Below are 20,732 nucleotides of genomic sequence, written 5' to 3'. Positions count from 1 at the left end.
TGCCGCCCAGGTTGTACGCCGCCGAGGCGCCGGTGTAGCGCACATGGGTCGGGAACAGCTCCGGTAGCAGCGCGCCCATGGGCGCGAAGGTCACCCCCATCAGGAACAATTCGATCGCCAGGAATAGCGCCACGCCGGTGGTCGAACCCGAGGTCAGCAACGGCTCCATGGTAAAGCCCGAGGCGATCGCCAGCAGGCCGCCGACGATCAGCACCGGTTTACGCCCGTAACGGTCGCTGAGCCAGGCCGACAGCGGCGTGGCCAGGGCCATGAAGACCACGGCGAAGCACAGCAGGCCGAGGAAAGTCTCGCGGCTGTAGCCCAGGGTCGACACCCCGTAGCTCAGCGAAAACACCGTGGAAATGTAGAACAGCGCGTAGCACACCACCATTGCCGCGGCGCCGAGCAGGGTCGGCAGCCAGTAGCGGGCGAACAGGTCGACCACTGGCATTTTCACCCGTTCATGACGAGCGACCGCCTTGGCGAACACCGGGCTTTCCTCCAGCTTCAGGCGTACATACAGCCCCACCAGCACCAACGCGGCGCTGAGCAGGAACGGCACGCGCCAGCCCCACTCACGGAACTGCTCGTCGCTGAGCACCAGCGCCAGGGTCAGGAACAGGCCATTGGCGGCGAGAAAGCCGATCGATGGGCCCAGTTGCGGGAACATGCCGAACCAGGCGCGCTTGCCCTCGGGGGCGTTCTCGGTGGCCAGCAGCGCCGCGCCGCCCCATTCGCCACCCAGCCCCAGGCCCTGGCCGAAGCGCAGCAGGCAGAGCAGGATCGGCGCCCACACGCCGATGCTGTCGTAGCCGGGCAGCACGCCGATCAGCGTGGTGGACACGCCCATCAACAGCAGAGAGGCCACCAGGGTCGATTTGCGCCCGATGCGGTCGCCGAAGTGGCCGAACAGCGCCGAGCCCAGGGGGCGGGCGAGGAAGGCGATGCCGAAGGTGAGGAACGCCGCGAGCATCTGCGCGGTGCCGGAGCCGGAGGGGAAGAACACCGGGCCGATCACCAATGCGGCGGCGGTGGCGTAGACATAGAAATCGTAGAACTCGATGGCGGTGCCGATGAAGCTGGCAGTGGCTACCCGGGCCGGTGAGTTGACCGGGGCGCTGGCGGCAGGTTCGGCGTAAGTGCTGCTGGTAGTCATGCAAAGGTCCCTGACAGTCGTTGCTCCATGGGGCACGGCCCATGTGACGGACACACGGGAGCCGGAGCGAATTGTTATGAGTCGCGTGACTGACGATAGCCCAAGGGGTAGGCGGGGAGCGGGCGCTGTTCGGGGTGTTGAAGCAGGGCCGCGGGGCATGTCAGCGATGCGCGCTGGCCGTGGAGCGCCGGGTGCGGGTAGCGGGCGAGACGGCAGGGCTGGGTAAGCGTGGCTCGAGTATAGCTATCGAGCCACTGTCCAGGCCAGTACCTTGCTTGCACAATTATCCTCGGTTTCGAGGATTTCCAGCCGATATCTGCCAATTCTCAGGCAAACTGCGCTGGCGGGGATGCTTTCCAGGGCTTCGGTGACCAGGCCGTTCAGGGTCTTCGGCCCGCCATCGCAGGGCAGGTGCCAGCCCAGCGTACGGTTGATTTCCCGTAGCGAGGCGGTGCCTTCGATGATGAAGCTGCCATCGGCCTGGGGGTGGACATGGGGGTTGTCCAGGCTGTGTTCGTCCTCGAACTCGCCGACGATTTCCTCGAGAATATCCTCCAGGGTGACGATCCCCAGCACCTCGCCGTATTCGTCGACCACCACGCCCATGCGCCGCTGCTGCTTGTGGAAGTTCAGCAACTGCATTTGCAGCGGGGTGCTCTCGGGGACGAAGTAGGGCTCGTAGCAGGCAGCCTGGAGTTTCTCCAGGGTCAGTTCGGCTCGTGGCAGCAGGTGGCTGATCAGCTTGGTATTGAGGACCGCTTCGACCTGGTTGATGTCGCTGTGATAGACCGGCAGGCGGGTGTGGCGGCTGACGATCAACTGCTCGATGATGCGCTCGATGGTGTCGTCGAGGTTGATGCCATCGACTTCGTTGCGCGGTACCAGGATGTCGTTGACGGTGATCTTGTCCAGCGCCTGCAAGCCGTCGAGCAGGCCGTGGCGATTGTGGTCAGCGGTCTCGTCCTCGTCATACGCCTCTTCCTGCTGCGGATGCACGGCCACGGCCGTGGGCTGCACGCGGAACGGGCGCAGGATCAGCCGGGCGCAGCCATCGAGCAGGCAGCCCACAGGCTGCAGCATGGCCAGCGGCGGCTTGAGCAGGCTGGCGCCGAGGCTGATGAAGGCTTGGGGATTGCGCCGGGCCAGACGCCGCGGCAGGTATTCGGCAAGTACCAGCAGGCCCAGCGCTGCCCCCAGGCCGGTCAGCCAGAAGCCGTGTTCGCCGCTGAGACGTTGGCCGATCAGGCAGGCCAGACCCAGCACCAGCAGCTTGCCGAGGCTGGCGCCGAGCACCAGGCCCTGGCTGGGCAGGGCTGGCTCGGTATGGCCATTGAGCTGCTGGCGGGCGGCGTCCACCGCGGTGAAGAGCGCCGACCACAACAGCGCCAGTGCGATGATGCCGAGCAGCGGGGCGTACGGCAGGCTATCCATGGCGGGTCGTCAGATATGCAGGATGAATTCGCGGACCAGCTTGCTGCCGAAATAGGCCAGCATCAGCAGGCAGAAGCCGGCCAGGGTCCAGCGGATGGCCTTGTGGCCACGCCAACCGAGGCGGGTGCGGCCCCACAGCAGCACGCTGAACACCACCCAGGCCACGCAGGCCAGCAGGGTCTTGTGCACCAGGTGCTGGGCGAACAGGTTGTCGAGGAACAGCCAGCCGGAGACCAGCGACAGCGACAGCAGGCCCCAGCCGGCCCAGAGGAAGCCGAACAGCAGGCTCTCCATGGTCTGCAGCGGTGGGAAGTTGCGGATCATCCCGGACGGATGCTTGTTCTTCAGCTGACGGTCCTGCAGCAACAGCAGCAGTGCCTGGAACACGGCGATGGTGAACAGGCCGTAGGCGAGGATCGACAGCAGGATATGCGCGAGGATGCCGGGCTCTTCGTTGATCAACGGCACCGTGCCGGGTGGGGCGAACTGCGCCAGCAGCGCAGTGACGGCGCCGAGCGGGAACAGCAGCACCAGCAGGTTTTCCACCGGAATGCTCAGGCAAGCGATCAAGGTCAGGCCGATGACCGCCGCGGCGATCAGGCTGGCAGCGCTGAAGAAGTCCAGGCTCAGGCCCAGCGGGGTGATCAGTTGGAAGAACAGCGCGCCGCCCTGGGCGACGACCGCCAAGGCACCGAGCACGCCGAGCAGCCGTTTGTCGGCACGGGTGCCACGGGCCAGGCCGGTGGCCTGGTAGACGGTCGCGGCCAGATAAAGGAAGGCGGCGAGCAGATTGGGGATGAGGCTGGGTGAAGAGAACATAAGTCCTGGCGTGCAAGCCCTAAAGGGACGGAGTTTGGCATAGAACGCGGTGGGCAAGGAAGACTGCGTATCAATCGCGGGGCAAGCGGCCGGTGGTCCAGCGCGAGGTGTGCGTCGCCAGCAGTCTCCGCTATAATCGCCGCCTTGCTGTGCCCGGCGCGTGTGCATGTTCCCCCGGGCACCTGAAAAACCTCGGCTTCACTGGGCCTGTAAGGATCACCATGTTCGAAAACCTGACCGACCGCCTGTCACAGACGCTGCGCCATGTCACCGGCAAGGCCAAGCTGACCGAAGACAACATCAAGGACACGCTGCGCGAAGTGCGCATGGCCCTGCTCGAGGCCGACGTCGCCCTGCCGGTGGTCAAGGATTTCGTCAACAGCATCAAGGAGCGCGCGGTCGGCACCGAGGTGTCGCGCAGCCTGACCCCGGGCCAGGCCTTCGTGAAGATCGTCCAGGCCGAGCTGGAAAGCCTGATGGGCGCGGCCAACGAAGAGCTGACGCTCAACGCCGCGCCGCCTGCGGTGGTGCTGATGGCCGGTCTGCAAGGTGCTGGTAAGACCACCACCGCCGGCAAGCTGGCGCGCCACCTCAAGGAACGCAAGAAGAAGAGCGTGATGGTGGTGTCCGCCGACGTCTATCGCCCGGCGGCGATCAAGCAGCTCGAGACCCTGGCCAACGACATCGGCGTGACTTTCTTCCCGTCCGACATCAGCCAGAAGCCGGTGGCCATCGCCGAGGCGGCGATCCGCGAAGCCAAGCTCAAGTTCATCGACGTGGTGATCGTCGACACCGCCGGTCGCCTGCATGTCGATGCCGACATGATGGACGAGATCAAGGCCCTGCACGCCGCGGTCAAGCCGATCGAAACCCTGTTCGTGGTCGACGCCATGACCGGCCAGGACGCCGCCAACACCGCCAAGGCCTTTGGCGATGCCCTGCCGCTGACCGGCGTGGTGCTGACCAAGGTCGACGGTGACGCCCGTGGCGGTGCCGCGCTGTCGGTGCGCGCCATTACCGGCAAGCCGATCAAGTTCATCGGCATGGGCGAGAAGACCGAAGCCCTCGAGCCGTTCCACCCCGACCGCATCGCCTCGCGCATCCTCGGCATGGGTGACGTGCTCAGCCTGATCGAGCAGGCCGAGCAGACCATCGACAAGGAAAAGGCCGACAAACTGGCCAAGAAGTTGAAGAAGGGCAAGGGCTTCGATCTCGAAGACTTCCGCGATCAACTGCAACAGATGAAGAACATGGGCGGCCTCGGCGGCCTCATGGACAAACTGCCGAGCATCGGTGGCGTCAACCTGTCGCAGATGGGCAACGCCCAGGGCGCGGCCGAGAAGCAGTTCAAGCAGATGGAAGCGATCATCAACTCCATGACTCCTGCCGAGCGCCGCGACCCCGACCTGATCAGCGGTTCGCGCAAGCGCCGCATCGCCCTCGGTTCCGGTACCCAGGTGCAGGACATCGGCCGGCTGATCAAGCAGCACAAGCAGATGCAGAAGATGATGAAGAAATTCTCCGCCAAGGGCGGCATGGCCAAGATGATGCGCGGCCTCGGCGGGATGCTGCCGGGTGGCGGCATGCCAAAACTGTAAACGAATCCGGCCGGCCTGCTTGCATGAAGGAGGCCAGCTAGACCCCGCTCAGGCGGGAACATGGTCGCCGCGAGGCGGCTGAAACCGGCGGAACTGAACGGTGGGCCAACGGCTTGCCGAAAAAGGCATTTGCAAATGTCCGTGTATTCCCCGAGAATATGCGGCCTTTTGGGCACCCGTGTGCCCATTGGGCATTCAGTTTTGCAGCACCGACTATAGGAACGATGTTCACATGGTAACCATTCGTCTGGCCCGTGGCGGCTCGAAAAAGCGCCCATTCTACCACCTGACCGTGACCAACTCGCGTAACGCCCGTGACGGCCGTTTCGTTGAGCGCGTTGGTTTCTTCAACCCGATCGCATCGGGCGCCGAAGTCAAGCTGTCGGTCAACCAAGAGCGCGTCACCTACTGGCTGAGCCAGGGCGCACAGCCGTCTGAGCGCGTTGCTCAGCTGCTGAAGGAAGCTGCCAAGGCCGCAGCCTGAGCAGTATGAACGCGACGCCAGAAAAGGCTGACGACCTGATCGTCGTTGGCAAGATTTTTTCGGTTCACGGCGTTCGCGGCGAGGTGAAGGTGTACTCCTTTACCGATCCGATTGAAAACCTGTTGGATTATCCGCGCTGGACGCTTAGGCACGAAGGCAAGGTAAAGCAGGTCGAGCTGGTCAGCGGTCGTGGCTCCCAAAAGGGCCTGGTCGTGAAACTCAAAGGCCTCGATGATCGTGATGAAGCCCGTCTTCTGAGCGGCTTCGAAATCTGCATCCCGCGGAGCCTTTTGCCCAACCTGGCAGCCGACGAGTACTACTGGTACCAGTTGGTGGGCCTGAAGGTCATCAATCAGGACGAACAGCTGTTCGGCACGATCGATCACCTGTTGGAGACCGGCGCGAACGATGTAATGGTGGTCAAGCCCTGCGCAGGCAGCCTGGATGATCGCGAGCGTCTGTTGCCCTATACGGCGCAATGCGTGCTCGGTATCGACCTGGAAGCAGGCGTGATGCGGGTTGAATGGGACGCGGACTTCTAAACGATGGGTAACCTTCGCGTAGACGTCATCACGTTGTTCCCCGAGATGTTCTCGGCCATCACGGAGTACGGCATTACCAGCCGCGCGGTGAAACAGGGGTTGCTGCAAGTGACCTGCTGGAATCCGCGGGACTACACCACAGATCGCCACCACACCGTGGATGATCGGCCGTTTGGCGGTGGTCCGGGCATGGTGATGAAGATCAAGCCTCTGGAAGACGCCCTGGTTAGCGCCAGGCAGGCGACCGGAGCATCGGCAAAGGTGATCTACCTTTCGCCACAAGGCCGCAAGCTGACTCAGCAGGCGGTCAAAGGTCTGGCCGAACAGGAATCGTTGATCCTGATCGCCGGCCGTTATGAAGGCATCGACGAGCGCTTTATCGAGGCTCATGTCGATGAGGAGTGGTCGATTGGCGACTATGTGCTTTCCGGTGGCGAGCTGCCGGCCATGGTACTGATCGATGCGGTTACGCGGCTGCTGCCCGGAGCTTTAGGGCATGTGGACTCGGCGGAGGAAGACTCTTTCACCGACGGTCTGCTTGATTGCCCGCACTACACCCGACCTGAGGTGTATGCGGATCAGCGCGTTCCCGACGTGTTGCTAAGTGGCAACCATGCACATATCCGGCGTTGGCGGATGAAGCAGTCCCTTGGTAGGACCTTCGAACGACGCGCCGATCTTCTGGAAAGTCGCTCGCTTTCTGGAGAAGAGAAGAAGCTGCTCGAGGAATACCTCCGCGAGCGGGACGATAGTTAACGTATCGATGGTGGATCGAGTATCCATCTTAGGAGCACAGCATGACCAACAAGATCATCCAGCAGCTCGAAGCCGAGCAGATGAGCAAAGAGATCCCGACCTTCGCGCCAGGCGACACCGTTGTCGTCCAGGTTAAAGTGAAGGAAGGCGACCGCTCGCGTCTGCAGGCGTTCGAAGGCGTCGTTATCGCCAAGCGTAACCGCGGTCTGAACAGCGCCTTCACCGTGCGCAAGATTTCCAGCGGCGTTGGCGTGGAGCGTACCTTCCAGACCTACAGCCCGCAGATCGACAGCCTGGCCGTGAAACGTCGTGGTGACGTGCGTAAAGCCAAGCTGTACTACCTGCGCGACCTGTCCGGCAAAGCCGCTCGCATCAAGGAAAAACTGTCCTGAGTACAGTTTGCCTGGTGGCCTGAGGCCCCTTGCGAGAAAAAAGCAGCCTTCGGGCTGCTTTTTTGCATTTTGAATTTTGCCTTTGCGAAGTAACCCAGTGATGACAGACAGAGACCAGGAAATCCAGCGCCGCACCGAGCTGTCGGTGACCCGCGTGACCAAGGCGGTGTTCCCCAACACCACCAACCACCACAACACCCTGTTCGGCGGCACGGCGCTGGCGTGGATGGACGAAGTGTCGTTCATCGCCGCCACCCGGTTTTGCCGCCTGCCACTGGTAACCGTGTCCACCGACCGCATCGACTTCAAGCACCCGATCCCGGCCGGTTCGATCGTCGAGCTGGTGGGCAGTGTGGTCAAGGTGGGTAACACCAGCTTGCAGGTGCAGGTGGATGTGTTTGTCGAGAACATGTACCTGGACGGCCGCGAACGTGCCATTCATGGGGTGTTCAGCTTCGTTGCCATCGACGAGGACAAGCGCCCGGTGCCGGTGCTCCCGGCCGCCTGACGTTCCCCGCCCTTGGAGGAGCCAGCCTTGCTGGCGAACGCAGGCGCCACCGTTCTGTCATGGCGCGCTTACGGGGCGGGGTGCGCCGCAAACGTGCAGGAGCCGGCTTGCCGGCGAACACCGGCAAAGCCGGTGCCATCCACTGCGTCGGCGGGTTCGCCAGCAAGCTGGCTCCTACAGGTTGGGCTGCGGTTCCACCAGCGCCACCAGCGTCCAACCCGGTTGAGGCTTGAGCGGGTTTTCCGGGCTGGCCACATGCACCCAGCCTTGGCTGTCGCGGGCGAACAGCAATGTCGCGCGTTCGCCATGCAGTTGTTGGTAGTCCGCCCAGGTAAATGCCTCGGTCAGCGTGGTGCTGTACAGCTCGGCCCCCTGGTTCAGCAGCTTGGCCAGTTGCCCGTAGGTCATGGGGCTCGACCCGAGCAATTGCCCGCGGTGTTCCTCGCTGGCCCGGTGCTTGTCACTGCGTTGCTTCTCAAGGCCACTGGCCAGCACGAACAGCCGGCCGTGGCCGAAATCATGGCGAAAGCGGGCGCAGGCCAGCGCATTGATTTCCCCGGCCGGCGATAACCCCAGCAGGTGGCCGAGCCCGACCAGGTCAAGGTGGGCATCGGCATGCTGGGAGGCCGGGTTGCCGAAGTAGGTGGGCAGGTTCTCCATGCGCGCGGCACGGATGTTCTCCCAGCTCGAGTCGCTCAGCAGTACCCGGCAGCCGAGTTGTTGCAGCGCCTTGGCGATAGCGCGCGCGGGTGGGTTGGCACCCACGACGAGAAACCCGCTTGGCGCCGGCTCCGCGACCTTGAGCAAGCGTGCCAACGGTCTTGCCGTGGCGCTTTGCAGCACCACGGTGCCGATGATCACGGCGAAGGTCAGTGGCACCAGCAGCAGGGCGCCTTGATGACCGGCCTCGTCCAGGCGGATGGCGAAGATCGCCGACACCGCCGCGGCGACGATGCCCCGTGGCGCAATCCAGGCCAAAAGCGCGCGCTCGCGCCAGCTCAAGGGAGAACCCAGGGTCGACAGCCAGACGTTCAGCGGTCGCGCCAGCAACTGGATCACCAGCAGCAGTGCCAGTACCGCAGGGCCCAGGGCCAGCAGCGCATGCAGGTCGAGCCGCGCCGCCAGCAGGATGAAAAGCCCGGAGATCAGCAGCACGCTGAGGTTTTCCTTGAAATGCAGGATTTGCCTCACATCCACGCCTGGCATGTTGGCCAGCCACATCCCCATGACGGTGACCGCCAGCAGCCCCGACTCATGAACGATCTGATTGGCGGCGATGAAGATACCCAGCACCGCCGCCAGCGAGGCGAGGTTGTGCAGGTACTCCGGCAGCCACTGCTCGCGCATCACCTGTCCCAGCACCCAGCCACCCGCAGCACCGAGCGCGCTGCCGCAGAGAATCACCCCGGCGAAGGTCACCAGGCTCTGGCTCAGGCCATTGCCGGCGGCGCTGGCGATGATGAAACTGTAGACCACCACCGCCAGCAAGGCGCCGATCGGGTCGATGACGATGCCTTCCCAGCGCAGGATGTTGGCAATCGCCGCCTTCGGGCGCACCACCCGTAACATGGGGACGATCACCGTGGGGCCGGTGACCAGGGTCAGGGTGCCGAACAGGATTGCCAGGGGCCAATCGAAGCCCAGCAGCCAGTGGGTAGCGACGGCGATCACCAGCCAGGTGCTCAACGCGCCGACGGTGACCAGGCGATGTACCACGCTGCCGATCTCGCGCCATTGCGACAGGTGCAGGGTGAGGCTGCCTTCGAACAGGATAAGCGCCACCGCCAGCGACACCAGTGGCATCAGCAATGGGCCGAACAATGTCTGCGGTTGCAGCCAGCCCAGCACCGGCCCGGCCAGAATGCCGCACAGCAGCAGGAACAGGATCGCTGGTAGTTTCAGGCGCCAGGCCAGCCATTGGCAGAGCAGGGCGGCCGCGCCGATGCCGCCGACGCTCAAAAGAATCTGCTGTTCGTTCATGCGGGCTCCCTCTGCATGCCATGTTGTGAAAGACTAAGCGTCATTTCGCCGTTTGCCACCGAGTCTTCATGCCTGCACTGGACCACCCCCTGATCGACCAGTTCCTCGACGCCCTGTGGCTGGAAAAAGGCCTGTCCGACAACACCCGTGCCTCCTATCGCAGCGATCTGGCGCTGTTCAACGGCTGGCTGCAGGAAAAGCACGTGCTGTTGCCCGATGCCGGCCGCGAGCTGATCCTCGATCACCTGGCCTGGCGCTTCGACCAGGGCTACAAGCCGCGCTCCACGGCGCGGTTCCTCTCCGGTGTGCGGGGCTTTTACCGCTACCTGCTGCGCGAGCGGATGATCGCCGTCGACCCGACGCTGCAGGTCGACATGCCGCAGCTCGGTCGGCCCTTGCCCAAATCGCTGTCGGAAGCCGACGTCGAGGCCCTGCTGCAAGCCCCTGAGCTGGGCGAAGCCATCGGCCAGCGCGACCGGGCGATGCTCGAGGTCCTGTATGCCTGTGGCCTGCGGGTGACCGAGCTGGTCAGCCTGACCCTCGACCAGGTCAACCTGCGCCAGGGCGTGCTGCGGGTGATGGGCAAGGGCAGCAAGGAACGCCTGGTACCGATGGGCGAGGAGGCCGTGGTATGGATCGAGCGCTACCTGCGCGGTGGTCGTGCCGAACTGCTCAATGGCCGCCCCAGTGATGTGCTGTTCCCCAGCCAGCGGGGCGAGCAGATGACCCGGCAGACCTTTTGGCACCGGATCAAGCACCACGCCCAGGTTGCCGGAATCGGCAAGGCGCTGTCGCCGCATACCCTGCGCCATGCCTTCGCCACCCACCTGCTCAACCATGGCGCCGACCTGCGCGTGGTGCAGATGCTGCTGGGCCATAGCGACCTGTCCACCACGCAGATCTACACCCACGTCGCCAAGGCCCGCCTGCAACAGCTGCACGCCCAGCACCATCCGCGTGGATGAATGATTTTCATGTTCCGCCGACCGGTGCCTGAGGACCCCTACTGCGCTGGTCTGTTGTGGTAGGCTTGGACGGTTTGTTGCAAGGGCCTGTTTTTCGCCGCGCGCGATGCGCGAGCGACGCCCCAACGGCCCCGTCCGCCTTCAGGAGTACCCCATGCGCGTGACCCAGATTTTCGCCGCCGCCGCCCTGGCGCTGGCCAGTACCTTTGCTGTCGCTGCCGCCAGCGACGCCAACGCCGGCGCCGAGCAGGCGATCCGCAAGTCGTTGCAGAACCTCGAGCTGGAAGTGCCGGTCGAGAGCGTTGCCAGCAGCCCGCTCAATGGCCTCTACGAGGTCAAGTTGCAGGGCGGGCGCGTGCTGTACGCCAGCGCCGATGGCCAGTTCGTGATGCAGGGCTACCTGTTCCAGATCCAGGACGGCAAGCCAGTCAACCTCACCGAGAAGACCGAGCGTGAAGGCGTCGCCAAGCTGATCAACGGCATCCCGAAAGGGGAGATGGTGGTCTATCCGGCCAAGGGCGAGACCAAGTCGCACATCACCGTGTTCACCGACACCACCTGCCCGTACTGCCACAAGCTGCACGCCGAAGTGCCCGAGCTCAACCGTCGCGGTATCGAGGTGCGCTATGTCGCCTTCCCGCGCCAGGGCCTGGGCTCGCCGGGTGACGAGCAGTTGCAGGCGGTCTGGTGTTCCAGCGACCGCCGCGCGGCGCTGGACAAGATGGTCGATGGCAAGGAAATCAAGGCCGCCAAGTGCGCCAACCCGGTCGGCAAGCAGTTCGCCCTGGGCCAGTCGATCGGGGTCAACGGCACGCCGGCGATCGTGCTCGAGAGCGGCCAGGTGATCCCGGGCTACCAGCCGGCGCCACAAGTGGCCAAGCTGGCCCTGGCTGGCCAGCAGCAAGCCGCCAAGTAATCAATTCAGTACGCCGTCGTCATGGGGTGACGGCATGTTTCACGGTCGGCGCAGGTGCCGACCGTTCAATGGGGAGTTCACTGTGAATCCGGTCAAAGTAGGCATCTGTGGGTTGGGGACCGTCGGTGGCGGAACCTTCAATGTACTTCAGCGCAACGCCGAGGAGATTGCCCGCCGTGCCGGGCGCGGTATTGAAGTGGCACAGATTGCCATGCGCTCGCCGAACCCGAACTGCCAGATTACCGGTACCCCCATTACCGCTGATGTGTTCGACGTGGCCAGCAACCCCGAGATCGATATCGTCATCGAGCTGATCGGCGGCTACACCGTCGCCCGCGACCTGGTGCTCAAGGCCATTGAAAACGGCAAGCACGTGGTCACCGCCAACAAGGCGCTGATCGCCGTGCACGGCAACGAGATCTTCGCCAAGGCCCGCGAGAAGGGCGTCATCGTCGCCTTCGAGGCCGCCGTGGCTGGTGGCATCCCGGTGATCAAGGCGATCCGCGAGGGCCTATCGGCCAACCGTATCAACTGGCTGGCCGGGATCATCAACGGCACCGGCAACTTCATCCTCACCGAAATGCGCGACAAGGGTCGCGCCTTCCCCGACGTGCTGGCCGAAGCCCAGGCGCTGGGCTACGCCGAGGCCGACCCGACCTTCGACGTCGAAGGCATCGACGCGGCGCACAAGCTGACCATCCTGGCGTCCATCGCCTTCGGCATCCCGCTGCAGTTCGACAAGGCCTACACCGAGGGCATCACCCAGCTGACCACCGCGGACGTCAACTACGCCGAGGCCCTGGGCTACCGCATCAAGCACCTGGGCGTGGCCCGCCGCACCGCCGAGGGCATCGAGCTGCGCGTGCACCCGACGCTGATCCCCAGCGACCGTCTGATCGCCAACGTTAACGGCGTGATGAACGCGGTGATGGTCAACGGCGATGCCGCAGGCTCGACCCTGTACTACGGTGCCGGTGCCGGCATGGAGCCGACCGCCTCGTCGGTGGTCGCCGACCTGGTCGACGTGGTTCGCGCCATGACCTCGGATCCGGAGAACCGCGTGCCACACCTGGCCTTCCAGCCCGACGCGCTGTCGGCCCATCCGATCCTGCCGATCGAGGCCTGCGAAAGCGCCTACTATCTGCGCATCCAGGCCAAGGACCACCCGGGCGTGCTTGCCCAGGTCGCCAGCATCCTTTCGGCGCGCGGCATCAACATCGAGTCGATCATGCAGAAGGAAGCCGAGGAACAGGACGGCCTGGTGCCGATGATCCTGCTGACCCACCGCGTGGTCGAGCAGCGCATCGACGACGCCATCGTTGCCCTCGAAGCCCTGCAGGACGTGGTCGGCAAGGTCGTGCGGATTCGCGTCGAACAGCTCAATTAATCTCAGCGGCGGGCCGCCCGGGCGGCCCGCGCCCAGCATCGAAGGTTTGTCCCATGCGCTATATCAGTACCCGCGGCCAGGCTCCGGCCCTGAACTTCGAAGACGTCCTGCTGGCAGGCCTGGCCAGTGATGGCGGCCTGTACGTCCCCGAAAACCTGCCACGTTTCACCCAGGAAGAAATCGCCTCCTGGGCCGGCCTGCCGTACCACGAGCTGGCCTTCCGGGTGATGCGCCCGTTCGTCGACGGCAGCATCGCCGATGCCGACTTCAAGAAGATCCTCGAAGAAACCTATGGCAACTTCGCCCACGCCGCGGTGGCGCCGCTGCGCCAGCTCAACGGCAACGAGTGGGTGATGGAGCTGTTCCACGGCCCGACCCTGGCGTTCAAGGACTTTGCCCTGCAACTGCTCGGCCGTCTGCTCGACCATGTGCTGGTCAAGCGCGGCGAGCGCGTGGTGATCGTTGGCGCCACCAGTGGCGACACCGGCTCGGCCGCCATCGAAGGTTGCCGCCGTTGCGACAACGTCGACATCTTCATCCTGCACCCGCACCAGCGCGTGTCGGAGGTGCAGCGCCGGCAGATGACCACCATTCTTGGTGACAACATCCACAACATCGCCATCGAGGGCAACTTCGACGACTGCCAGGAGATGGTCAAGGCCAGCTTCGCCGACCAGTCGTTCCTCAAGGGCACCCGCCTGGTGGCGGTCAACTCGATCAACTGGGCGCGGATCATGGCCCAGATCGTCTACTACTTCCACGCAGCCCTGCAGCTGGGCGGCCCGGCCCGTTCGGTGGCGTTCTCGGTGCCGACCGGCAACTTCGGCGATATCTTCGCCGGTTACCTGGCGCGCAACATGGGCCTGCCGATCAGCCAGCTGGTGGTGGCGACCAACCGCAACGACATCCTGCACCGCTTCATGAGCGGCAACCAGTACGTCAAGGATGCCCTGCACCCGACCCTGTCGCCGTCGATGGACATCATGGTCTCGTCCAACTTCGAGCGCCTGCTGTTCGACCTGCACGGTCGCAATGGCGCGGCGGTAGCCCAGTTGATGGACACCTTCAAACAGGGCGGCGGTTTCAGTGTCGAGCAGGATCGCTGGACCGAGGCGCGCAAACTGTTCGATTCGCTGGCCGTGACCGATGCGCAAACCTGCGAGACCATCGCCGAAGTGTTCGCCAGTACTGGTGAGGTGCTCGACCCGCACACCGCGATCGGCGTCAAGGCCGCCCGCGAGTGCCGTCGCAGCCTGGACACACCGATGGTGGTGCTGGGCACCGCGCACCCGGTCAAGTTCCCCGAGGCGGTGGAGCAGGCCGGCGTCGGCAAGGCCCTGGAATTACCGGCGCACCTGAGCGACCTGTTCAGCCGTGAGGAGCGTTGCACGGTGCTGGCCAACGACCTGAAGACCGTGCAGGCCTTCGTCAGCCAGCATGGCAATCGCGGCAAGCCGCTGTAAGGCGCGCGGTCGCATTCATCCTTTGAGGGCCACGAGAGTGGCCCTCATCGTTTTCGGACATTTCCTATAGAACTACCCGTTGGCCTCTCCCTACAGTGATCGCCTGATTTTCACGGCGTATTGCCCAGGAGCCGGCCCATGCACAACCTTCATGTGCTTATCCATCAGACACGCCCCTTCCACCAGATCCGCCTGCACCAGGCTTTCAATGCCCAGGGGCTCTACAACGTCCGCTTGAGCGACGACGTGGGCGAGATCATCAGCGACCTGGCGCGTGGGCGACCTGCCGACCTGCTGGTGCTCGACCATGGGATGGCGCGGCAGGAGGCCTTGCCCTTGTTCGCGCGCCTGGCGTCCATCGCTTCGACGCGCGCGCTACTGTTCGTCGGCCAGGCGCAAGCCGGTGCCAGCCTTGCCCATGAGGCGCGACGCCATGGCCTGCAGGTGCTGGTGGATGTGCCTTGGCCCAGGCTGGCTGTGGCTCTGGGTCGGGCGCTGGATGGCTTGGCGCTGGAGCGCAAAGGCCGCTGGCGAAACTGTCATGTTGACCGCGCATGCTCGCTGGAGCGGGCTTGATGCGAACTTTCCATCACGCCCGACGGTCAGTTCCCACATGTCCCTAGCCAGCGAGTGATCCGGATGGAACGAGTCTGCAGACTGCTCAACGATGCCCTGATCCCCTACCAGGCCGCGCTTGGCGCGCTCGATGCCGATGGTAACCGGCAATTGACCTTGTATGACCAACAGGGTGCGTTGATCCTGCGGCGTACGGTCTGTGCGCGGCAGTTGCTGGAACAGCAGTTGCTGGTCGACCTGGTGGATGGCCTGCACCGCGACCTGCAGATTGTCGAAGGGCGTTTGCAGCCTTGCGTGATCGCCGCGTTGCAACATCGCCAGCAGCCCCAGGGAACCTTTGCCTGACGGCCAAATCAGACGCTTTAGGGGCCGCCTGGCGATGCTTTGCTCCGGTATCGCGCAGGGTGCCACTGGAAGTCCCAAGGGCTTTCGCTTGACCCCGGTCGTCTTCCCCAGCGGCCGGGGTTTCTTTTTTGCCAGCCTTGCTGGCACCGCAGGCAACGCGGTGCAGCTTGAGCCTCAATACCTGGGTTCGAAGAAATGCCGAGCCTGCTCGAGGTAGTCCTGCTGCAACGCTGGGTCCAACCAGCTGGCGTACAGCTCGGGGAGGCTGTGCTCACGCAATTCGGGCAGCAGTTGATCGATATGGGCAATGGCCTCCCGCCCCAGGGCGGTGTCCGAGCAGCCCACATGCAGGAACTGGTAGCGATCCACTCCGCGGATCGGATGGAAGCTGTAGTCGTCCAGTGTGCCGCCCTGCTGCTGGATCAGGTAGCGCACCTCCGGCCAGTAGCCCAGCACCAGTTGCAGGCGACCCAGTTGCTGCATCTGCAGCAGGCTGGCGGTGGCGTCGTTACCGTAGTGGCGGCTGAAGGCGCTATCGGGCAATTGGCGCAGCACTTGGTCGACCTGCACGCTGTAGCTGCGTTCGGCGACGATGCCGAGTTTCAGTTGGGTCTGTGCCAGTAAGCGCTGCAAGTCCACTTGCTCGCCATCGAGGAAGGGGGCGAGCAGCGCCTGGTCCTGCTTGCGTATCACCAGGCCGCTGCTGAGCACGCCCAGCGAGGGTTTGGAGAAATGTACGTAGCGTGCCCGCTCAGGGGTCCACAGCAAGGTTGGATCACAGGTGAAGCTGGGCTCCTGGAGCATCTGGATGCCGCGCGCGCGGTTGACCCGGACAATACGGTGGTCGTACTCGGGCATCTGTGCGATCAGCTGCGGCAGCAGTTGGTCGATCACCCCGCGCCCTTGCGAGGGGCCTTCGAAGATGGTGAACGGCGGCAGGTCTCGCACCAGCCACAGCAGGCGTTCCTTGGCCTCGGCCATGTGCACGCTGGCAAGCAGCAGGCAGAGCAGGGCAGGCAGCTGCGCGATACGCATGGGCCAGGCCGCCGCGCGCTCAGAGCACGCCGTCGGCGCGCAAGCGGGCGATGGCGGCGGCGTCGTAACCTAGGGCTGTGAGCAGCGCGTTGGTGTGTTCACCCAGGGTCGGGCCGATCCATTCGGCAGAGCCCGGGGTGTCGGACAGCTTGGGCACGATACCGGGCATCTTGAACGGCTTGCCATCTGGCAGGCGGGCTTGGAGGAACATCTCGCGGGCGAGGAATTGCGGGTCGCCCAGCATGTCTTCGGCGCTGTAGATACGGCTGGCCGGCACCTGGGCTTCGTTGAGCACCTGCATTACTTGGTTCAGCGGCAGGCTGTTGGCCCAGCGGTCGATCACGCCGTAGAGCTCGTCGCGGCGGGTATCGCGGCCGTCGTTGGTAGCCAGTGCGGCATCGTTGGCCAGGTCGTCACGGCCGATAGCCTGCATGAAGCGCTTGAAGATCGCGTCGCCGTTGGCCCCGATCTGTACGTGGCGACCATCGGCAGTGGTGTGGATGGACGAGGGCGTGATGCCGGGCATGATGTTGCCGGTGCGCTCGCGAATGAACCCGAACACGTCGAACTCCGGGACCATGCTTTCCATCATGGCGAAGATAGCCTCGTACAGCGCCACGTCCACCACCTGGCCCTGGCCGCCGTTGACTTCGCGATGACGCAGGGCCATCAGCGCGCCGATCACGCCCCACAGCGCGGCGATCGAGTCGCCGATGGAGATGCCTGTTCGCACCGGTGGGCGGTCCTCGAAGCCGGTGATGTAACGCAGCCCGCCCATGGACTCGCCAACCGCGCCAAAGCCCGGCTGGTCTTTCATCGGCCCGGTCTGGCCGAAGCCCGACAGGCGCACCATGACCAGGCGCGGGTTGAGCGCATGCAGCACGTCCCAGCCCAGGCCGAGTTTCTCCAGCACGCCGGGGCGGAAGTTTTCGATCAGGATGTCGGCCTCGGCGAGCAGGCGCTTGAGCACTTCGCGGCCTTCTGGGTGCTTGAGGTTGAGGGTCAGCGACTGCTTGTTGCGCGCCTGGACGAACCACCACAGCGAGGTGCCTTCATACAGCTTGCGCCATTTGCGCAGCGGGTCGCCGCCGTCAGGGGACTCGACCTTGACCACCTCGGCGCCGAATTCGGCGCAGATGCGCGAGGCAAACGGGCCGGCGATCAGGGTGCCGAGTTCAATGACTTTCAGGCCGGCGAGTGGCTTGCTGGGCGTGGGCATGGGGCATCCGTGGCGGCTGGGCGTGCGCAGGTTGTATCACAGCTCGGCAACGGCAGGTATACCGGCGTCGTCCGAACCGGCGCTATCGGTTAGACTGTGCGCCTTTCCCCCGCAAGAAGCCCAGCGCCCATGGCCCAGCCGTCCACCACCTACAAGTTCGAACTGAATCTGACCGACCTCGATCGCGGCGTGTACGAGAGCGTCAAGCAAACCATCGCCCGTCACCCGTCGGAAACCGAAGAGCGCATGGCCGTGCGCCTGCTGGCCTATGCCTTGTGGTACAACGAAAACCTGGCGTTCGGCCGGGGCCTGTCGGATGTCGACGAGGCGGCGGTGTGGGAAAAGAGCCTGGACGATCGCATCCTGCACTGGATCGAAGTCGGCCAGCCCGACGCCGATCGCCTTACCTGGTGCTCGCGCCGCACAGAACGCACCAGCCTGCTGGCCTATGGCAGCCTGCGGGTCTGGGAAACCAAGGTGCTCGGCGCGGTCAAGGGCCTGAAGAACCTCAATGTCGCCGCCGTGCCGCAAGAGGTGCTGGAGACCCTGGCCACTGATATGCCGCGTGCCATCAAGTGGGACGTGATGATCAGCGAAGGCACGGTGTTCGTCACCGACGACCGTGGCCAGCACGAAGTGCAACTGCAGTGGCTGCTCGGCGAGCGCGGCTGACCTGATTCACACCTGATCGACGAAGGCCCCATGCATATCGAACCCCGCCCCCTGCCATCGCCCCTGCCGTTGCTGGGCAACCTGCCACCGTTGCTGACCCGCTTGTACGCCGCCCGTGGCGTGCAGTCGGAGGTCGAACTGGACAAGAGCCTGGCGCGGCTGCTGCCGTACCAGCAGCTCAAGGGCATCGAGGCGGCGGTGGACCTGCTGGTCGAGGCCTTGGACCTGCGCCAGCGCATTCTCATCGTTGGCGACTTCGACGCCGACGGCGCCACGGCCAGCACCGTGGGCGTGCTTGGCCTGCGCCTGCTGGGCGCGGCTCATGTCGATTACCTGGTGCCCAACCGTTTCGAGTACGGCTATGGGTTGACCCCGGAGATCGTCGAGGTTGCCTTGCAGCGCCAGCCGCAGCTGCTGATCACCGTGGACAACGGTATTTCCAGTGTCGAGGGCGTGGCGGCGGCCAAGGCGGCGGGGCTCAAGGTGCTGGTCACCGATCACCACTTGCCGGGCGAGCAGTTGCCGGACGCGGACGCCATCGTCAATCCGAACCAGCCGGGCTGCGGCTTCCCGAGCAAGTCGCTGGCTGGGGTCGGGGTGATTTTCTATGTGCTGATGGCATTGCGGGCTCGCTTGCGCAGCCTGGGTCGCTACGAAACCCAGGCGCAGCCGAACATCGGCGAGTTGCTCGACCTGGTGGCCCTGGGCAGTGTCGCCGACGTGGTGCCGCTGGATGCCAACAACCGGATCCTTGTGCATCAGGGCCTGGAGCGTATCCGCGCCGGCCGTGCGCGACCGGGGCTCAAGGCCATTCTCGAAGTGGCCCGGCGGGATCACCGGCGTATCACTTCCACCGACCTGGGCTTCATCCTCGGCCCTCGGCTCAATGCCGCCGGGCGGCTGGACGACATGAGCCTGGGTATCGAGTGCCTGCTGTGCGATGACGCGGCGGTGGCGCTGGACATGGCCCAGCAGCTCGATGGCCTGAACCAGGACCGCAAGTCCATCGAGCAGGGCATGCAGCGCGAGGCGCTGGCCCAGCTCAAGGACTTGCCGGTGGAGTCAATGCCATATGGCCTGTGCCTGTTCGATGCGGATTGGCACCAGGGGGTGATCGGCATTCTGGCCTCACGCCTGAAGGAGCGTTACCACCGCCCGACCATCGCTTTCGCCGATGCTGGGGAGGGCATGCTCAAGGGCTCGGCGCGGTCGGTGGCGGGGCTGCATATTCGTGATGCGCTGGACGCGGTGGCGGCGCGGCACCCGGCGTTGATCAGCAAGTTTGGCGGGCATGCGATGGCGGCGGGTTTGTCGCTGCCGGCCGAGCATTTCCCGGCGTTTGCCGAGGCCTTCGATGAGGAAGTTCGGCGCCAGCTGCGTGAAGAGGACCTGACTGGGCGGTTGCTGTCGGATGGCACGTTGGCGGTGGAGGAGTTCCACCTGGACCTGGCGCGGGCCCTGCGCAATGCCGGGCCTTGGGGGCAGCACTTTCCCGAGCCGTTGTTCCATGGGGTGTTCCAGCTGGTCGAGCAGCGGGTCGTGGGGGAGCGGCACTTGAAGGTGGTGCTCAAGAGCGAGTGTGGGTCGGTGCGGCTGGATGGGATTGCCTTCGGGATCGACCGCGAGGTGTGGCCGAACCCTACTGTGCGTTGGGTGGAGTTGGCTTACAAACTAGATGTGAATGAGTTTCGTGGGAATGAGAGTGTGCAGTTGATGATTGCTCATATGGAGGCGCGGTAGGTCGCTTACCATTGTTTGTTTGTTTGTTTGTTTGTTTGTGGTTTTAGGATTTGCGTATTTCTACATGCGCGGTGGCGACGCCTACATCGCTGTTTCGCCTTGCGGCGACTTACTTTTGTCTTGGCAAAAGTAAGCAAAACCGCGCGCTCATTCATCCGGCCCCTACGCTGCGCTCCGGGGTTCCCTCGCTTCGGCCTTGCTCCCGGGAGTACCGCGCTGTACGGCCCATCCTGGGCCGCAGCGCTCGACGGCCATCCATGGCCGTCGCCTCCCTTCGCAAGACCTACGCTCGGCCTCCTGAAATCGCGCAGGTTACGAGCGGCGCCTGCAATAACGCAGCTACCGCTAGCTTAACTAGCGGGATGGCGTTAGAACAAACAATACATGCCCAACTAACAAACTAATATCCCAGCTCTTGATCTGCTCTTGATCTGCTCTTGATCTGCTCTTGATCTGCTTCGTTGTTGATTTTGCTTCTAAGCGCGCAATAGTTCAGGCGCCGCCAATTGCGACTTCAGGAGGCCGAGCGGAGTTCTTGCGTAGTGGGGCGACGGCCATGGATGGCCGTCGAGCGCTGCGCCCCAGGATGGGGCGTACAGCGCGGTCCCCGCGGGAGCAAGAACGGAGCGAGGGAACCCCGGAGCGCAGCGTAGGGGCCGGATGAATGGAGCCAGCGGTTTTTGCCTACTTTTGCCCGCGTGCAAAAGTAGGTCGCCGTAAAGGCGAAAAGGTGACTATATGTCGACAT

20 protein-coding genes are annotated in these 20,732 nt (G+C 64.2%); 14 read left to right on the top strand and 6 right to left on the bottom strand.

The window, feature by feature from the left end; translation table 11 throughout:
* From E3U47_RS23945 to E3U47_RS23935, 3 genes are all read right to left on the bottom strand, one after another.
* Positions 1 to 1,156: MFS transporter (locus tag E3U47_RS23945; RefSeq protein ID WP_134694051.1), on the bottom strand; the 1,156-nt coding region annotated here is incomplete at its 3' end.
* Between the two features lie 243 nt (positions 1,157 to 1,399).
* Positions 1,400 to 2,587, bottom strand: coding sequence for a transporter associated domain-containing protein (locus E3U47_RS23940; RefSeq protein ID WP_134694050.1), 1,188 nt, complete (start codon positions 2,585 to 2,587; stop codon positions 1,400 to 1,402).
* Positions 2,588 to 2,596: 9 nt separating this feature from the next.
* Positions 2,597 to 3,406, bottom strand: coding sequence for an inner membrane protein YpjD (locus E3U47_RS23935; protein ID WP_134694049.1), 810 nt, complete (start codon positions 3,404 to 3,406; stop codon positions 2,597 to 2,599).
* A 221-nt stretch (positions 3,407 to 3,627) separates the two neighbouring features.
* Here E3U47_RS23935 and ffh point away from each other — a divergent pair, with 221 nt between their 5' ends.
* From ffh to E3U47_RS23905, 6 genes are all read left to right on the top strand, one after another.
* On the top strand, positions 3,628 to 5,004 hold the full coding sequence (ffh, locus tag E3U47_RS23930) for a signal recognition particle protein (protein ID WP_134694048.1): 1,377 nt from the start codon (positions 3,628 to 3,630) through the stop codon (positions 5,002 to 5,004).
* Between the two features lie 232 nt (positions 5,005 to 5,236).
* On the top strand, positions 5,237 to 5,488 hold the full coding sequence (rpsP, locus tag E3U47_RS23925) for a 30S ribosomal protein S16 (protein WP_011535318.1): 252 nt from the start codon (positions 5,237 to 5,239) through the stop codon (positions 5,486 to 5,488).
* Positions 5,489 to 5,493: 5 nt separating this feature from the next.
* Positions 5,494 to 6,030: a ribosome maturation factor RimM gene (gene rimM, locus E3U47_RS23920; protein ID WP_134694047.1), complete on the top strand. Its 537-nt coding sequence runs from the start codon at positions 5,494 to 5,496 to the stop codon at positions 6,028 to 6,030.
* A 3-nt stretch (positions 6,031 to 6,033) separates the two neighbouring features.
* Positions 6,034 to 6,786 (top strand): tRNA (guanosine(37)-N1)-methyltransferase TrmD, encoded by a 753-nt coding sequence (gene trmD / locus E3U47_RS23915; RefSeq protein ID WP_008094486.1) that lies wholly within the window; start codon positions 6,034 to 6,036, stop codon positions 6,784 to 6,786.
* Positions 6,787 to 6,827: 41 nt separating this feature from the next.
* Positions 6,828 to 7,178 carry a 50S ribosomal protein L19 gene (gene rplS / locus E3U47_RS23910; RefSeq protein WP_011535315.1) on the top strand — a complete coding sequence of 117 codons (351 nt, stop codon included), beginning with the start codon at positions 6,828 to 6,830 and terminating at the stop codon, positions 7,176 to 7,178.
* 100 nt (positions 7,179 to 7,278) lie between these two features.
* Positions 7,279 to 7,686, top strand: a complete 408-nt coding sequence (locus E3U47_RS23905; RefSeq protein ID WP_134694046.1) for an acyl-CoA thioesterase — start codon at positions 7,279 to 7,281, stop codon at positions 7,684 to 7,686.
* A 174-nt stretch (positions 7,687 to 7,860) separates the two neighbouring features.
* Here the strand turns inward: E3U47_RS23905 and E3U47_RS23895 are convergent, their stop codons facing one another.
* Positions 7,861 to 9,666: a sodium:proton antiporter gene (locus E3U47_RS23895; RefSeq protein WP_134694044.1), complete on the bottom strand. Its 1,806-nt coding sequence runs from the start codon at positions 9,664 to 9,666 to the stop codon at positions 7,861 to 7,863.
* 68 nt (positions 9,667 to 9,734) lie between these two features.
* On the opposite strand from E3U47_RS23895, the gene xerD reads away from it, so the two are divergent.
* The 6 genes from xerD (at position 9,735) to E3U47_RS23865 (ending at position 15,318) form a co-directional block, all read left to right on the top strand.
* Positions 9,735 to 10,631 (top strand): site-specific tyrosine recombinase XerD, encoded by an 897-nt coding sequence (gene xerD, locus E3U47_RS23890; RefSeq protein ID WP_134694043.1) that lies wholly within the window; start codon positions 9,735 to 9,737, stop codon positions 10,629 to 10,631.
* A 154-nt stretch (positions 10,632 to 10,785) separates the two neighbouring features.
* Positions 10,786 to 11,547 carry a thioredoxin fold domain-containing protein gene (locus E3U47_RS23885; protein WP_134694042.1) on the top strand — a complete coding sequence of 254 codons (762 nt, stop codon included), beginning with the start codon at positions 10,786 to 10,788 and terminating at the stop codon, positions 11,545 to 11,547.
* 82 nt (positions 11,548 to 11,629) lie between these two features.
* Positions 11,630 to 12,934, top strand: coding sequence for a homoserine dehydrogenase (locus tag E3U47_RS23880; protein ID WP_134694041.1), 1,305 nt, complete (start codon positions 11,630 to 11,632; stop codon positions 12,932 to 12,934).
* Positions 12,935 to 12,987: 53 nt separating this feature from the next.
* Positions 12,988 to 14,397 (top strand): threonine synthase, encoded by a 1,410-nt coding sequence (gene thrC, locus E3U47_RS23875; RefSeq protein WP_134694040.1) that lies wholly within the window; start codon positions 12,988 to 12,990, stop codon positions 14,395 to 14,397.
* Positions 14,398 to 14,535: 138 nt separating this feature from the next.
* Positions 14,536 to 14,973 (top strand): histidine kinase, encoded by a 438-nt coding sequence (locus tag E3U47_RS23870; protein ID WP_134694039.1) that lies wholly within the window; start codon positions 14,536 to 14,538, stop codon positions 14,971 to 14,973.
* Between the two features lie 63 nt (positions 14,974 to 15,036).
* On the top strand, positions 15,037 to 15,318 hold the full coding sequence (locus E3U47_RS23865) for a DUF3509 domain-containing protein (protein ID WP_134694038.1): 282 nt from the start codon (positions 15,037 to 15,039) through the stop codon (positions 15,316 to 15,318).
* Positions 15,319 to 15,492: 174 nt separating this feature from the next.
* Here the strand turns inward: E3U47_RS23865 and E3U47_RS23860 are convergent, their stop codons facing one another.
* Together E3U47_RS23860 and E3U47_RS23855 are read right to left on the bottom strand one after the other, a co-directional pair.
* Positions 15,493 to 16,353, bottom strand: coding sequence for a TIGR02285 family protein (locus tag E3U47_RS23860; RefSeq protein WP_134694037.1), 861 nt, complete (start codon positions 16,351 to 16,353; stop codon positions 15,493 to 15,495).
* Between the two features lie 19 nt (positions 16,354 to 16,372).
* Complete coding sequence (locus E3U47_RS23855; protein ID WP_134694036.1) at positions 16,373 to 17,572, bottom strand: CaiB/BaiF CoA-transferase family protein; 1,200 nt, start codon at positions 17,570 to 17,572, stop codon at positions 16,373 to 16,375.
* A gap of 129 nt (positions 17,573 to 17,701) precedes the next feature.
* On the opposite strand from E3U47_RS23855, the gene E3U47_RS23850 reads away from it, so the two are divergent.
* Both E3U47_RS23850 and recJ read left to right on the top strand, forming a co-directional pair.
* A complete protein-coding gene (locus tag E3U47_RS23850) occupies positions 17,702 to 18,244 on the top strand; it encodes a YaeQ family protein (protein ID WP_134694035.1) in 543 nt (180 codons plus the stop codon).
* A gap of 30 nt (positions 18,245 to 18,274) precedes the next feature.
* Positions 18,275 to 19,984, top strand: coding sequence for a single-stranded-DNA-specific exonuclease RecJ (gene recJ, locus E3U47_RS23845; RefSeq protein ID WP_134694034.1), 1,710 nt, complete (start codon positions 18,275 to 18,277; stop codon positions 19,982 to 19,984).
* Positions 19,985 to 20,732 lie beyond the last annotated feature (748 nt).

This window comes from Pseudomonas sp. RIT623, from assembly GCF_004519305.1.
Lineage (GTDB): Bacteria > Pseudomonadota > Gammaproteobacteria > Pseudomonadales > Pseudomonadaceae > Aquipseudomonas.
This window is presented reverse-complemented; position numbering and strand designations above follow the sequence as displayed.